The sequence below is a fragment of the Hydrogenophaga sp. YM1 genome, from assembly GCF_016903055.1.
Lineage (GTDB): Bacteria > Pseudomonadota > Gammaproteobacteria > Burkholderiales > Burkholderiaceae_C > Hydrogenophaga > Hydrogenophaga borbori.
Genome location: NZ_CP070223.1, coordinates 3,361,375 through 3,375,023, shown reverse-complemented (window position 1 = coordinate 3,375,023; position 13,649 = coordinate 3,361,375). Strand labels below are relative to the sequence as shown.

13 protein-coding genes are annotated in these 13,649 nt (G+C 70.5%); 4 read left to right on the top strand and 9 right to left on the bottom strand.

The features are described 5' to 3' along the window. Positions 1-11: 11 nt before the first annotated feature. Genes recO through nagZ form a run of 4 tightly spaced genes read left to right on the top strand, consistent with a single transcriptional unit; the run spans position 12 to position 3,060 of the window. Positions 12-809, top strand: coding sequence for a DNA repair protein RecO (recO, locus tag JNX00_RS15875; protein WP_070397531.1), 798 nt, complete (start codon positions 12-14; stop codon positions 807-809). A gap of 12 nt (positions 810-821) precedes the next feature. Continuing rightward, positions 822-1,577, top strand: coding sequence for a pyridoxine 5'-phosphate synthase (locus JNX00_RS15870; RefSeq protein WP_204742854.1), 756 nt, complete (start codon positions 822-824; stop codon positions 1,575-1,577). After that, positions 1,574-1,984 carry a holo-ACP synthase gene (gene acpS, locus JNX00_RS15865; RefSeq protein WP_070397533.1) on the top strand — a complete coding sequence of 137 codons (411 nt, stop codon included), beginning with the start codon at positions 1,574-1,576 and terminating at the stop codon, positions 1,982-1,984. The genes JNX00_RS15870 and acpS overlap by 4 nt, the downstream gene beginning before the upstream one ends. After that, positions 1,981-3,060 carry a beta-N-acetylhexosaminidase gene (gene nagZ, locus JNX00_RS15860; protein WP_204742853.1) on the top strand — a complete coding sequence of 360 codons (1,080 nt, stop codon included), beginning with the start codon at positions 1,981-1,983 and terminating at the stop codon, positions 3,058-3,060. Before acpS ends, nagZ begins: the two co-directional genes overlap by 4 nt. A gap of 18 nt (positions 3,061-3,078) precedes the next feature. On the opposite strand, the gene JNX00_RS15855 is transcribed toward nagZ, so the two are convergent. From JNX00_RS15855 to leuB, 9 genes are all read right to left on the bottom strand, one after another. Beyond that, positions 3,079-3,759, bottom strand: a complete 681-nt coding sequence (locus JNX00_RS15855; RefSeq protein ID WP_070397535.1) for an LON peptidase substrate-binding domain-containing protein — start codon at positions 3,757-3,759, stop codon at positions 3,079-3,081. Then, positions 3,756-4,634 carry an acetyl-CoA carboxylase, carboxyltransferase subunit beta gene (gene accD / locus JNX00_RS15850; protein WP_070397536.1) on the bottom strand — a complete coding sequence of 293 codons (879 nt, stop codon included), beginning with the start codon at positions 4,632-4,634 and terminating at the stop codon, positions 3,756-3,758. Before accD ends, JNX00_RS15855 begins: the two co-directional genes overlap by 4 nt. A gap of 38 nt (positions 4,635-4,672) precedes the next feature. Beyond that, entirely contained in the window at positions 4,673-5,482 is an 810-nt protein-coding gene (gene trpA, locus JNX00_RS15845) for a tryptophan synthase subunit alpha (RefSeq protein WP_070397537.1), read from the bottom strand. After that, positions 5,479-6,750 (bottom strand): tryptophan synthase subunit beta, encoded by a 1,272-nt coding sequence (gene trpB, locus JNX00_RS15840; RefSeq protein ID WP_204742852.1) that lies wholly within the window; start codon positions 6,748-6,750, stop codon positions 5,479-5,481. The genes trpA and trpB overlap by 4 nt, the downstream gene beginning before the upstream one ends. Positions 6,751-6,796: 46 nt before the next feature. Beyond that, positions 6,797-7,495 carry a phosphoribosylanthranilate isomerase gene (locus JNX00_RS15835; protein ID WP_204742851.1) on the bottom strand — a complete coding sequence of 233 codons (699 nt, stop codon included), beginning with the start codon at positions 7,493-7,495 and terminating at the stop codon, positions 6,797-6,799. 11 nt (positions 7,496-7,506) lie between these two features. Beyond that, positions 7,507-8,295, bottom strand: a complete 789-nt coding sequence (truA, locus tag JNX00_RS15830) for a tRNA pseudouridine(38-40) synthase TruA (protein ID WP_204745083.1) — start codon at positions 8,293-8,295, stop codon at positions 7,507-7,509. A gap of 51 nt (positions 8,296-8,346) precedes the next feature. After that, on the bottom strand, positions 8,347-10,989 hold the full coding sequence (locus JNX00_RS15825) for a FimV/HubP family polar landmark protein (protein ID WP_239478161.1): 2,643 nt from the start codon (positions 10,987-10,989) through the stop codon (positions 8,347-8,349). A gap of 204 nt (positions 10,990-11,193) precedes the next feature. After that, entirely contained in the window at positions 11,194-12,324 is a 1,131-nt protein-coding gene (gene asd / locus JNX00_RS15820) for an aspartate-semialdehyde dehydrogenase (protein WP_204742850.1), read from the bottom strand. Between the two features lie 245 nt (positions 12,325-12,569). Beyond that, entirely contained in the window at positions 12,570-13,640 is a 1,071-nt protein-coding gene (gene leuB, locus JNX00_RS15815; protein WP_070397542.1) for a 3-isopropylmalate dehydrogenase, read from the bottom strand. Positions 13,641-13,649 lie beyond the last annotated feature (9 nt).

The following is a 13,649-nucleotide window of genomic DNA, read 5'->3' as shown; positions in this document are numbered from 1 at the left end:
GATGCCTATCGATGAAGGCCCGGGTAGCCGACGAGTCCGCGTTCGTCCTGCACCGCTACGACTGGAGCGAGACCAGCCTCGTGCTGGAGGTGTTCACGCGCTACCACGGCCGCATCGCCCTGGTGGCCAAGGGTGTGAAGCGGCCCACCTCACAGTTCCGCCCCGTGCTGCTGCCGCTGCAGCCGCTGCAGCTGAGCTGGAGCGGCGATGCCGAGGTCCGCACGCTCAAGGCCGCGCATTGGGTGGGGGGACACGTCATGCCCACCGGCGAGGCGCTCATCGCGGGCAGCTACCTGAATGAACTGCTGATGCGCCTGCTGGCGCGCGAAGACCCTTACCCGCGCCTGTTCGACTGGTTCGCCACCGCCGTGCACACCCTGGCCGAGCAGCCCGACGCGCGCAGCGTGGTGCTGCGCGCCTTCGAGCTGTTGCTGCTGCGCGAGACCGGCCTGCTGCCCGACCTGCTGCGCGAGGGCGCGACGCTGGCCCCCTTGAGCGAGGCCGGGCGCTACGTGCTGCAGCCCGAGTCCGGCCTGCGCCTGGCGCACGACGAGGACCACCACGCGCTGGACGCGGCGCGCTGGCGCGGGCTGCAGCAGGCGCTGGACGGGCCCGCCCCCTTCGTGCCCGTGTTGCGCGCCTGCGCCGAGATCGCGCCGACCCTGCGCATCCCCCTGCGCAACCTGCTGCTCTACCATGGCAATGTGCGCGTGTTCGGCACGCGCCAGCTGCTGCTCGATGTGCAGGCCCTGCGCCGCCGCCGCGGGCATGCCGCCGATGCCCCTTCCACCGATCCCACCGACTCCTGACTGGGCCTGAGCATGGTGCACAACCGGACCGCGCTGTCGGTCAATCTCAACAAGGTCGCGCTGGTGCGCAACACCCGCCACCTGGGCATTCCCTCGGTCGTGCGCGCGGCCGAGCTGTGCCTTCGGGCCGGCGCCGCCGGCATCACCGTGCACCCGCGGCCCGACGAGCGCCACATCCGCGCGCACGACGTGCACGAGCTGGCCGCCGCGCTCAAGGCCTGGCCCGATCGCGAATACAACATCGAGGGCAACCCCTTCCACAACCTCATGGACTTCGTGCGCGCGGTGCGCCCGCACCAGGCCACCTTCGTGCCCGATGCCGAAGGCCAGTTCACCAGCGACCACGGCTGGCGCTTTCCCGCCGACGCCGAGCGCCTGCGCCCCCTGATCGCCGAATGCCACGCGCTGGGCGTGCGCGTGAGCCTGTTCATGGACGCCGAGGCCGACCAGATGGCGTCGGCCCGGGCGGTCGGTGCCGACCGGGTCGAGCTCTACACCGAACCCTACGCCGCCGCCTTCGGCACGCCGGCGCAGGACGAGCAGCTGCGCCGCTTCGCCCGCGCCGCGCAGGCCGCGCTGGACGCTGGCCTGGCGGTCAACGCCGGGCACGACCTCAACCGCGACAACCTCACGCCCTTCCTGCGCCAGGTGCCGGCCGTCAGCGAAGTCTCCATCGGCCACGCGCTGATCGCCGACGCGCTGGAGCTGGGCTACGGGGCCACCGTCCAGGCCTACAAGCGCTGCATCGACGGCGCGTTCGACGCATGAGCATTTACGGCATCGGCACCGACATCTGCGACGTGCGCCGCATCGCGGCCACGCTGGAGCGCCAGGGCGAACGGTTCGCCGGCAAGGTGCTCAGCGAGGCCGAGTTCGCCGTCTGGCAGCGCCGCAGCGCGCGCTGGCCGCAGCGCGGCCTGCGCTACCTGGCCACGCGCTTCTCGGCCAAGGAGGCTTTTTCCAAGGCCATCGGCCTGGGCATGCGCATGCCCATGAGCTGGCGCCGCTGCGAGATCGCCAACCTGCCCAGCGGCCAGCCCGTGATCGTGCTGCACGGCGAGCTCAAGACCTGGTTCGAGGCGCGCGGCCTGCGCGCCCACGTGACCGTGACCGACGAAACCGACTACGCGGCCAGCTTCGTGGTCGTCGAACGCACAGCCCCCCCTTCGCCATGAACCACCACGCCCCCCTGATCATCGACGTCGCCGGCCTGAGCCTGACCGACAACGACCGCCAGCGCCTGGACCACCCCCTGGTGGGCGGCGCCATCCTGTTTGCCCGCAACTGGCGCGACCGCGCGCAGCTCACGCGGTTGTGCGCCGAGATCAAGGCGGTGCGCGACGACCTGCTGATCGCGGTCGACCACGAGGGCGGCCGCGTGCAGCGCTTCCGCACCGACGGTTTCACCGCGCTGCCGCCGATGGCCGCCTTCGGCGAGCGCTGGATGGCCGGCGGCGCCGACGGCGACGGCGCGATGCGCGCGGCCGACGCCGCCACGGCGGCCGGCTTCGTGCTCGGCGCCGAGCTGCGCGCCTGCGGCGTGGACCTGAGCTTCACCCCCGTGCTCGACCTCGACCACGGGGACAGCTCGGTCATCGGCGACCGCGCCTTCGCGCGCGACCCGCGCGTGGTCACGGTGCTGGCGCAGGCGCTGATGCATGGCCTGCGCCAGAGTGGCATGGCCAACTGCGGCAAGCACTTTCCCGGACACGGCTACGTGCGCGGCGACACGCACCACGAGATCCCGCGCGATCCGCGTTCGCTCAAGGCCATCCTGGCCGACGACGCCTTGCCCTACGGCTGGCTCAGCGCCTCGCTCAGCGCGGTCATGCCCGCGCACGTGGTCTACCCCAAGGTGGACGCCCGGCCCGCCGGTTTCTCGGCACGCTGGCTGCAGGACGTGCTGCGCGCGCGCCTGGGCTTCACCGGCGCGGTGTTCAGCGACGACCTGGGCATGGCCGCGGCGCGCCAGATCGAAGGCCGCGCGGTGCGCTTCGCCGAGGCCGCCACGGCGGCGCTGCAGGCGGGCTGCGACATGGTGCTGCTGTGCAACCAGAGCGTGGTGGACGGCGGCGCGCCGATCGACGAGGCGATCGACGAGCTTTCGCGCGCCGCGCTGCAGGGCGGCTGGACGCCGTCGCCCGCGAGCGAGGAGCGCCGCCGCGCGCTGCTGCCCCAGGGCCAGGCCATGGCCTGGGACGATCTGATGGTGGATCCGCGCTACATGCGCGCGCTGTCGCTGCTGCCCTGAGGCGCCCCGGGCGGGCGCTCAGCGGTCCAGCCCGAGCTTGTCGAGCAGGTCGGCCACGAGTTCGAGGCGCAGCAGCGGGTTGTCCAGCGCCATCAGCCGCTGCTTGAGCGCCAGCGGGGCCGGCACCAGTTCGCACCAGCGGTTGGCCACCCAGCCGGCGTCGTCCCAGTGGTACGGTGGCTGGATCGGCAACTGGTCCTCGGCACCTGGCTGGCGCTCGCGCAGGTTCTCCAGCACGCGCTTGAGGCCGGTGGCCACCGAGGCCAGTTCGTCCGGCACGGGCGCGGGGAGGTCGGCCGGCAGCAGTTCGACGTCGGCCACCCACAGGCCATGCGGCAGCCGCGTGCGGCGCGTGACGTTGAAGCGCTGCAGGCCCTGGCAGCGGATCATGTAGAGCCCTGGCTGGGGTTTTTCCAGCGATTCGATGCGCGCGAGCACGCCGATCGGGTGGAAATCTTCCTTGGCGAAGCCGTCGCCGCCGGGCGGGGCCTTGGGGTCGGGCCGGCGCACCTCGCTGCCTTCGCTCAGGCTCACCACGCCGAAGGGCGCGCCGGCCTTGTGGCAGCGGCCGATCATGTCGAGGTAGCGCACCTCGAAGATGCGAAGCGGCAGCCAGCCGCCTGGGAACAGGACGGTCTGCAGCGGGAAGAGGGGCAGCTGGGCGAGCTTGAGTGCCTCAGCCGCCGGGCCGTCGCTCAATCCTCGACCACCGCGTCGGCGCTCTGGCGCTGCATCATGGCCAGCAGGCTGGCCACGGTGGCGCGCAGTTCGCGGCGGTCGCAGATGAAGTCGACCGCGCCCTTGGTCTGCAGGAACTCGGCGCGCTGGAAGCCCTCGGGCAGCTTCACGCGCACAGTGTTCTCGATCACGCGCGGGCCGGCGAAGCCGATCAGCGCCTTGGGTTCGGCGATCACCACGTCGCCCACGAAGGCGAAGCCCGCGCTGACGCCGCCCATGGTGGGGTCGGTGAGCACGCTGATGTAGGGCAGGCCCTTCTTGGCCAGGCGCGTGAGGGAGGCGTTGGTCTTGGCCATCTGCATCAGCGACAGCAGGCCCTCCTGCATGCGCGCGCCGCCGGTGGCGGTGAAGCAGACGAAGGGCACCTTCTGCGCGATGGCTTCTTCGACGCCGCGCACGAAGCGCTCGCCGACCACCGAGCCCATGGAGCCGCCCATGAAGTCGAACTCGAAGCAGGCCGCGATCAGGCTGATGCCCTTGACGGCGCCGCCCATGACGATGAGGGCATCGGTCTCGCTGGTGCTCTCCAGCGCTTCCTTCAGCCGCTCGGGGTACTTGCGGCTGTCCTTGAACTTGAGCGCGTCGACCGGCAGCACCTCCTGCCCGATCTCGTAGCGGCCCTCGGCGTCGAGGAAGGCGTTGAGGCGCGCGCGTGCACCGATGCGGTGGTGGTGCGAGCAGTGCGGGCAGACGTTCTGGTTCTTCTCGAGGTCGTTCTTGTAGAGCACGGCCTCGCAGCTGGGGCACTTCACCCACAGGCCCTCGGGCACGCTGCGGCGCTCGGTGGGGTCGGTCGGGGTGATCTTGGGGGGGAGCAGCTTTTCGAGCCAGGACATGCGGTTCTCCAGGGGGGAGTGAGGGGCGCGAGGCGGGATTATGCGTCCAGCGCTTTTCGGATGGTGCGCATGAACTGGACGGCCACGGGCACCACTTTTTCGTGCGGTTCGTCTTCTATGAGCTGGATGAGCTTGCTGCCGATCACCACCGCGTCGGCGGTGCGGCCGATGGCACGGGCGGTGTCCGCGTCCCGGATGCCGAAACCCACGCCGACCGGGATGCTCACGTGCGCGCGGATGCGCGGCAGCATGGCCTCGACCTGCGAGACGTCCAGCGTGCCCGCGCCGGTGACGCCCTTGAGTGAAACGTAGTACACGTAGCCGCTGGCCACGCGCGCCACCTGGGCCATGCGCTCGTCGGTGGAGGTGGGGGCGAGCAGGAAGATCAGGTCCATGTCGCGCGCGCGCAGGGCGCGGGCGAAGTCCTCGCATTCCTCGGGCGGGTAGTCCACCACCAGCACGCCGTCCACGCCGGCCTCGGCCGCGTCGTTCACGAAGGCGCCGGCGCCGTGCTTCTGGTCGTAGCGCTCCACCGGGTTGGCATAGCCCATGAGCACCACGGGCGTGGTGGTGTTGCGCTCGCGGAAGCGCTTCACCATGGCCAGCACCTGCGCCAGGCCGATGCCGGCGGCCAGCGCGCGGTCGCCCGCCTTCTGGATCACGGGGCCGTCGGCCGAGGGGTCGGAGAAGGGTACGCCGAGTTCGATGATGTCGGCGCCCGCGTCGGCCATGCCCAGCATCAGCTCGGGTGTGATGTCGGCAAAGGGGAAGCCGGCGGTCACGTAGGGGATCAGGGCCTTGCGGCCCTGGGCCTTGAGGTCGGACAGGGTCTTTTCGATGCGGCTCATTTGTTCTGGCCCCCCTTGACGGTGTGGCCGCGCAGGGAGGGGCGGTCGTAGAAGTCCACGCCCGAGAGGTCGGCCACGGTGCCGATGTCCTTGTCGCCTCGGCCCGAGAGGTTGACCAGGATGGATTGCGTGGGCTGCAGGGTCTTGGCGAGTTTCATGGCGTGCGCCACGGCGTGGCTGGACTCCAGCGCCGGGATGATGCCCTCGGTGCGGCAGAGGTAGTGGAAGGCCTCCAGCGCCTCGGTGTCGGTGATGCCCACGTACTCGGCGCGGCCGATGTCCTTGAGGAAGGCGTGCTCCGGCCCGACGCCAGGGTAGTCCAGGCCCGCGCTGATGCTGTGCGTTTCGGTCACCTGGCCGTTGTCGTCCTGCAGCACGTAGGTGCGGTTGCCGTGCAGCACGCCGGCGCTGCCGCGCTGCAGCGAGGCCGAGTGCTTGCCGCTGTCCAGGCCTTCGCCGGCCGCCTCCACGCCGATGAGGCGGGTGTTGGCATGCCCTATGTAGGGGTGGAAGATGCCCATGGCGTTGCTGCCGCCGCCCACACAGGCGATCACCGCGTCGGGCTGCTCGCCCGCGCAGCCGGCCTCGCGCAGCATCTCGGGCATCTGCGTCAGGCATTCCTTGCCGATGACGCTCTGGAAGTCGCGCACCATCATCGGGTAGGGGTGCGGCCCGGCCACGGTGCCGATGATGTAGAAGGTGTTGTCCACGTTGGCGACCCAGTCGCGCATGGCCTCGTTGAGCGCGTCCTTCAGGGTCTTGCTGCCGCTTTCCACGGGTACCACGGTGGCGCCCAGCAGCTTCATGCGGTAGACGTTGGGGCTCTGGCGCTTGACGTCCTCGCTGCCCATGTAGACCACGCATTCCAGGCCGTAGCGCGCGCAGATGGTGGCGGTGGCCACGCCGTGCTGGCCCGCGCCGGTCTCGGCGATGATGCGCGGCTTGCCCATGCGGCGCGCCAGCATGGCCTGGCCGATGGTGTTGTTCACCTTGTGCGCGCCGGTGTGGTTGAGGTCCTCGCGCTTGAGAAAGATCTGCGCGCCGCCCATCTCGCGGCTCATGCGCGCGGCGTGGTAGACCGGGCTGGGCCGGCCCACGAAGTGGGCGAGCTCGTAGCGGAATTCGGCCAGGAAGTCCGGGTCGTGCTGGTACTTCTCGTAGGCCGCTTTGAGTTGATTGATGGCGTGGGTGAGCGTCTCGCTCACGAAGCTGCCGCCGTAGATGCCGAAGTGGCCGCGGGCGTCGGGTTGCTGGTAGGGGGTCTGCATGCGAAATCCTGTGCGGTGAATGGCCCCCGCGCGACCCGGGAACGGGTCAGGATCGCTGCGGGGAGGGTGCTGGCGCCGGACCGACCGGGTCATCGGCGGCGCGCACGGCGGCCACGAAGGCCTGCATCTTGTCGGCGCTCTTGATGCCCTTGGACACCTCGATGCCGGAGCTCACGTCAACGGCCCAGGGCCGGACGAGCCGAATGCCATCGGTCACGTTTGCAGGCGTGAGTCCACCAGACAAAACGAGGCGAGAGCTGGCGTTTAGTCGAGGGTGTGACCACGAGAAGGCCGTCCAGTCGAAGGATTGGCCGCCGCCACCGAAACCCTCGACGTGGGCGTCGAGCAGGATGGCTTGGGCGGAGACGAAATCATCGGCGAATTGTAGGAGATCGAAGCCTTTGCCTGCCTCGCCGGCGGGAATGCGTGCCGCGCGCAGGTAGGGCCGGCCCGCGGCCTGTGCCTCGGTGGGCGTTTCGTCGCCGTGCAGCTGCAGCAGGGCGTTGGGCACCGCGCGCAGGCCGCGCGCGATCCACTCGGGGCTGGCGTTGACGAACAGCAGCACCGGCGTGACGAAGGCGGGCAGGCGGCACGCCAGTTCGCCGGCGCGCTCGGGCGAGACGAAGCGCGGGCTGGGCTCGTAGAGCACAAAGCCGATGGCGTCGGCCCCGGCGTGCACGGCCGCGTCCACGTCGGCTTCGCGCGTGAAGCCGCAGAACTTGATGCGGGTGCGGTGGGCGGACATGGATGGAAGGGCTAGGGCAGCCAGTCGAAGGCCGGCGTGCGCTCGGGCAGGCCCCAGGCGGCATCGTAGACCGGGCCTAGAAAGTACAAGCCGTCGGGGGAGAAGGTGGGCGCCGCGGCGTCGCGGCTGCGGGCGGCCAGCACCTCGGCCATCCACCCGGGCGGGCGGTTGCCGCTGCCAATGGCGATGAGGCAGCCCATGATGTTGCGGATCATGTGGTGCAGGAAGGCGTTGGCCTCGAACTCGAAGCGCCAGTAGGCGCCGCGCCGGGTGATGTCGATGCGCCGCAGTGCCTTCACCGGCGTGTGCGCCTGGCATTGCGAGGCGCGGAAAGAAGTGAAATCGTGCTCGCCGATGAGCGAGGCGGCGGCCTGGCGCATCGCGTCGAGGCTGAGCGGGCGGAACACCCAGCCGACCTGGCCTTGCTCCACGCTGGGCCGCACAGGCGATTCGAGCAGCACATAGGCGTAGCGCCGCGCGATGGCGCTGGCGCGGGCGTGGAAGGCCGCGGGCACTTCCCGCGCCCATTGCACGGCGATGTCGGGGGGCAGGAAGCTGTTGGTGCCTCGCACCCAGGCGTATTCGTCGCGCTGCAGGGGGGTGTCGAAGTGCACCACCTGCATGAGCCCGTGCACGCCGGCGTCGGTGCGGCCCGCGCACAGGGTGCTCACGGCGGGCAGGGCACAGAACTGGCTGAGCGCCGCCTCCAACTTGTCCTGGACGGTGTTGCCGCTGGGCTGGCTCTGCCAGCCGTCGTAGGCGCGGCCGTTAAAGCTCACGCCCAGCGCGATGCGGGGCATCGGGCTGGGCGTGGCGGGGGGATCGGCAGGGGTGTCGGTCAAGCGATGGCGTCAGGTCGTCAGGTCGGCCAGGAAGGTGCTGGCCTTGGCCTTGAGCGGGCCGGACGCTTCGGCCAGCACTTCCTCGGCGAGCGAGCGCGCGCCTTCGAAGTCGCCAATGGCGCGGAATTCCTCGGCCAGCGAGAGCTTGGTCTCCAGGGGGTTTTCTTCCGTGAGCTCGCCCGCGGGTGCCATGGTCACGGGCTCCTTGTGGCCGCTGTCGAGGTCGAGATTGAGCCCGTCGAGGTTGAAGTCCATCAGGTTGCCGGCGGGCGCGGGGGCGGGTGCCGCGGCATTGGCCAGGTCCAGGTCGAAGCCGGGGGCGCTGATGCTGTCGGGCGCGCCGCGCAGGCTGGGCACCTCGATGTCGGCCGGCGTGGTGGCCGAGCGCTCGGTCTCGTGGGCGGGCGAAGGCAGGTCGAGATCGAAGTCCATCGCGTGCGAGGACGCGGCACTGGCGGGCTGCACCGAGGGCGCGGTGAGGGCGTCGGTGGCGTCGAGGTCATCCAGGTCCGACATGGCGACCATGTCGGGGTGCTCGGCCGGTGCCGGGCGGGACGGCGGGGCGTCGTCCATGGGCAGGTCGAGGTCCAGGTCCAGCGGACCGGCGCCCGTGGAGGCCTGTGAATCGAGGTTGACCGTGCTGGGACTGAAGGCGTGCAGCCCGCCGGCCAGGGTGGCGGCGGCGCCGGCTTTGGCCAAGGGCTTGCCGCCGGGGTGGTAGAGCGGGTTGGTGGGGTCGAGTTCGCGGCCGAGTTCGCAGGCACGCTCCCACTCGGGGCCTTCGCCCTGTGTGAGGCCGAAGGCCTCGCTCGCCACGACCTCGAAGGCGCGGGCGTCGCGGCGCTTGGCGTAGATCTCCAGCAGCTTGGTGTGGATGGCGACGCGCGTGGGGGTGCTGCGCATGGCCTCCTTGAGGATTTCCTCGGCCTGCAGGTCGCGGCCATAGGCGAGGTACACATCGGCCTCGGCCACCGGGTCCACGTCGCCGGCGGCGTCGAGCTGGCTGGGCGAATAGACCATGGACGAGCCCGAGGCCATGGCCTCAGCGGTGTCGATGCGCTGGCCGCCGCTGGAGCCGAAGAAGGAGTCGGGCTGCAGGCGGCTTTCCAGGAAGGAGCTGTCGACGTTGGCGTTGGCCTTTCGCTGCCGCACGCGCCACAGACCGAGGCCGGCCAGCAGCGCCAGCACGCCGCCCACCACGGGCAGGAGCAGGGGGTTCTCGGTGAGGCTGCTGAGGAAGCTGGGTTCATCGGCGGCGGGCGCCGGCACGGCGGGCGGGCTCGGGACCTTCACGGCAGGGGCCGGCGCGGGCGCCGGGGCCGTGGCTTCCGCCGGCGCGGGAGCGGGTGCAGGCGTGGCCGGTGCTTCGGCGGCTGGCGCGGGGGCCGTGCTGGGCGCAGGGGCCTCGGCGGCCGGTGCCGTGGCCGGGGTGGTGGGTGCCGCCGGCGCGGGCGAAGCGGCGGCGGGCGCCGGCGCCGGGGTGGGGGCCGCCGCAGGGGCCTTGGCCTGGTCGCCCAGCTTGGCGAGCTCTTCGATGTTGCGTTGCAGTTCGGCGCTGCGCTGGGCCGCGTCGGACGACTGGCGCTGCTGCGCGATCTGGGCTTCGCTGCTGGTGCCCGGTGTGCTGCCCGAGGGGCGGCTCAGCGTCAGGCGGTCGCTGGACGGCGCCGGGGCGCTCCGGTCCTGCACCTCGCTTTGCACGCGGCCAGTGGCCTCGCGCTGGGCGGTGTCGACCCGGGCGGCGGGGGCGGCGCCGGCCAGGCGACGGCGGTACTCGTCGAAGTCGCGGCTTTGCGCGGCGATGGTCTGTCGGGCTTCACCGGCGTCGATGGCCGAGGCGCTGGCCTGCGAGGGCAGGTCGATGACGGCGCCCGCGCGGACGCGGTTGACGTTGTTGTCGATGAAGGCGCTGGGGTTGGCCTGCAGCATGGCGACCAGCATCTGGTCGAGCGAGACGTTCGCCGGGCGGTGGGCCTGGGCGATGGCGCCGGCCGTGTCGCCGCGCCGTACCGTGACCTGGCGCGGCGCGGTGCTGGCCGGTGCGGCAGCAGGCGCGGGCGCCGGGCGCGGCGCGCTGGCCACGGGGGCCGGCGCCGAAGCTGCGGGCGCAGGCGCGGGTGCGGGTGCCGCGGCCGAAGGGGCGGGCGCCGTCGGGGCCGGTGCGCTGGCGCGCGGTGCGATGGGCGTCGGCTGCGGCGTCGACGCGCGCAGGTTCGGCGGGTCGAACAGCAGGGTGTAGTCGCGCACCACGCGGCCGGTGGCCCAGTTGGCTTCGAGGATCAGGTCGACGAAGGGCTCGTTGACGGCGTTCGGGCCGCGCAGTCGCAGGTAGGCGCGGCCATCGGCGCGGCGCTGCAGGGTGATTTCGAGGCCGTTGAGGGCCGGGTTCACGTCCACGCCGGCGGCGCGGTAGGTGGCGCCGGGGGCGAGCGTCACGCGCAGGCTGGACGCCTCGTTGGCATTGATTTCAGGGACGTCGATCTCGGCGCGCAAGGGCTCGCCGAGGGCCGATTGCACCGAGACCCGTCCGAGGGCCAGTGCCTGGGCGTCGTGGGCGCTGAACACCAGCGTGGTGACCAGCGCGGCGGCTGCGATGGCGTGCAGGTTGGCCAGGCCACGCCGACTTGTGCGGTCCGACACGGACGAGGTCAAGGGCAATGGGGTGTGTCGGGTGTGGGATGGCACTGGAACCTCGATGGGAAAAACCGAGAAATGACCATAGCATCAACGGATTACGGTTACAAGCTGAGAATCCGCTTGAGTTTGTGAGCCTACCGTTCGTCCCGCTGAGCCCCTCCGGTCTCGTTGCGGGTGTGCAACGAGACCAGGGGGCGCTAGGCCTGGCCGAGGCCCTGCTCAGGCCTGCAGCAGAATCCGCAGCATGCGGCGCAGCGGCTCCGCGGCGCCCCAGAGCAGTTGGTCGCCGATGGTGAAAGCGCCGAGGTATTCCGGGCCCATCGCCATCTTGCGCAGGCGGCCCACGGGAATGGTCATGGTGCCCGTCACGGCCACGGGCGTGAGGTCGCGCAGGGTGTCTTCCTTGGTGTTGGGCACCACCTTCACCCAGGCGTTGTCGGCCGCGATCATGGCCTCGATGTCGGCCAGCGGCACGTCCTTCTTCAGCTTGAAGGTCAGGGCCTGCGAGTGGCAGCGCATGGCACCGACGCGCACGCAGAAACCGTCCACGGGCGTGGCCGGGGTACCGAAGCCCTCGCCCTGGCCGAGGATCTTGTTGGTCTCGGCCATGCCCTTCCATTCTTCCTTGGACATGCCGTTGCCCAGGTCCTTGTCGATCCAGGGGATCAGCGAGCCGCCCAGGGGCACGCCGAAGTTGGCCACCTCGGCGCCGCTGAGGGAGCGCTGCTTGGCGATGACCTTGCGGTCGATTTCGAGGATGGCGCTCTTGGGGTCGTCCAGCAGGGCCTTCACCTCGGCGTTGAGCGTGCCGTATTGCGTGAGCAGCTCGCGCATGTGCTGCGCGCCACCGCCGCTGGCGGCCTGGTAGGTCTGGGTGCTCATCCACTCGACCAGGCCGGCTTTGTAGAGGGCGCCCACGCCCATGAGCATGCAGCTCACGGTGCAGTTGCCGCCGATCCAGTCGCGCCCGCCCTTGGCGAGCGCGTTCTGGATGACCGGCAGGTTGACGGGGTCGAGGACGATCACGGCGTCGTCCTTCATGCGCAGGCTGGAGGCGGCGTCGATCCAATGGCCCTTCCAGCCGGCGGCGCGCAGCTGGGGATAAACCTCGTTCGTGTAGTCGCCGCCCTGGCAGGTGATGACGATGTCGCAGCGCTTGAGCGCCTGGATGTCGTTCGCGTCCTGCAGTTTGTTCTCGTTCTTCGCCATCGCGGGGGCCTGGCCGCCCGCGTTGGAGGTGGAGAAGAACAAGGGCTCGATCAGGTCGAAGTCTTTTTCCTCGACCATGCGATCCATCAGGACCGACCCGACCATGCCGCGCCAGCCAACCAGTCCAACCAACTTGCTCATTGAGATACGCCCTTTCGTTGAAGTCATCGGGTCCAGACCAGACCGACTTGCCCGGCTCGTCTGGCCGGGAAGGGCGCACGACGAACCAGGCTGGATCAGCCCTTAATGGTCGTGGTTTTGGTGGAGATTGCGCGCACGGCCACACCCGCCGTGGCGGCGGATGCGATGTTCAAGGCGAACGGGCGGGCGGCAAACATGGAGCGCGATTGTAGTGGATCGCCGGGCGCGCAAGGCCCCGGCGCGCTTCAGCGCAGCGCCTTCACCACAGCGGCGCCCATCTCGGCGGTGCCGACACGGGTGGTGCCGTCGCTGTGGATGTCGGGCGTGCGCAGTCCCTGGGCGAGCACCGCCTTCACGGCGGTCTCGATGCGGTCGGCGGCCTCGGGCTGGTTCAGGCTGAAGCGCAGCATCATGGCCGCGCTCAGGATGGTGGCCAGCGGATTGGCCACGCCCTGGCCCGCGATGTCGGGCGCGCTGCCGTGGCTGGGCTCGTACAGGCCCTGGTTCTTCGCGTTCAGGCTGGCCGAGGGCAGCATGCCGATGGAGCCGGTGAGCATGGAGGCTTCGTCGGACAGGATGTCGCCGAACATGTTGCCGGTGACGACCACGTCGAACTTCTTGGGCGCGCGCACCAGCTGCATGGCGGCGTTGTCCACGTACATGTGCTCCAGTTCCACGTCGGGGTACTGGGCATGAACCTCGGTGACCACGTCCTTCCAGAACTGGAAGGTTTCGAGCACGTTGGCTTTGTCGACGCTGGTGACCTTCTTGTGGCGCTTGCGCGCGGCCTGGAAGGCGACGTGCGCGATGCGCTCGATCTCCGGCCTGCTGTAGCGCATGGTGTCGAAGGCTTCGTCGGCACCCGGGAAGTGGCCGTCGACCGCAGTGCGGCGGCCCCGCGGCTGGCCGAAATAGATGTCGCCGGTGAGCTCGCGGATGATGAGGATGTCCAGCCCGGAGATGACCTCGGGCTTGAGCGTGGAGGCGCCCACGAGTTCGGGGTAGCAGATGGCGGGGCGGAAGTTGGCGAACAGGCCCAGGTGCTTGCGCAGGCCCAGGATGGCCTGCTCGGGCCGCAGCGGGCGGTCGAGCTTGTCGTACTTCCAGTCGCCCACGGCGCCGAACAGCACGGCGTCGGCCTGCTGCGCCAGTTGCAGCGTGGCCTCGGGCAGCGGGTGGCCATGGGCTTCATAGGCCGCGCCGCCGACCAGGGCGGTTTCCATTTCGAAGGAGAGGTCGAGCGCCTGGAGGACCTTCACCGCTTCGGCGACGATTTCGGTGCCAATGCCGTCACCGGGGAGAACTGCGATTTTCATGGATCAGGG

Excerpts from the sequence above, each read along its gene's own strand:
- recO (WP_070397531.1), top strand. The coding sequence starts at position 12 with ATGAAGGCCCGGGTAGCCGACGAGTCCGCGTTCGTCCTGCACCGCTAC.
- JNX00_RS15870 (WP_204742854.1), top strand. The coding sequence starts at position 822 with ATGGTGCACAACCGGACCGCGCTGTCGGTCAATCTCAACAAGGTCGCG.
- acpS (WP_070397533.1), top strand. The coding sequence starts at position 1,574 with ATGAGCATTTACGGCATCGGCACCGACATCTGCGACGTGCGCCGCATC.
- nagZ (WP_204742853.1), top strand. The coding sequence starts at position 1,981 with ATGAACCACCACGCCCCCCTGATCATCGACGTCGCCGGCCTGAGCCTG.
- accD (WP_070397536.1), bottom strand. The coding sequence starts at position 4,634 with ATGTCCTGGCTCGAAAAGCTGCTCCCCCCCAAGATCACCCCGACCGAC.
- trpA (WP_070397537.1), bottom strand. The coding sequence starts at position 5,482 with ATGAGCCGCATCGAAAAGACCCTGTCCGACCTCAAGGCCCAGGGCCGC.
- trpB (WP_204742852.1), bottom strand. The coding sequence starts at position 6,750 with ATGCAGACCCCCTACCAGCAACCCGACGCCCGCGGCCACTTCGGCATC.
- JNX00_RS15835 (WP_204742851.1), bottom strand. The coding sequence starts at position 7,495 with ATGTCCGCCCACCGCACCCGCATCAAGTTCTGCGGCTTCACGCGCGAA.
- truA (WP_204745083.1), bottom strand. The coding sequence starts at position 8,295 with ATGCCCCGCATCGCGCTGGGCGTGAGCTTTAACGGCCGCGCCTACGAC.
- asd (WP_204742850.1), bottom strand. The coding sequence starts at position 12,324 with ATGAGCAAGTTGGTTGGACTGGTTGGCTGGCGCGGCATGGTCGGGTCG.
- leuB (WP_070397542.1), bottom strand. The coding sequence starts at position 13,640 with ATGAAAATCGCAGTTCTCCCCGGTGACGGCATTGGCACCGAAATCGTC.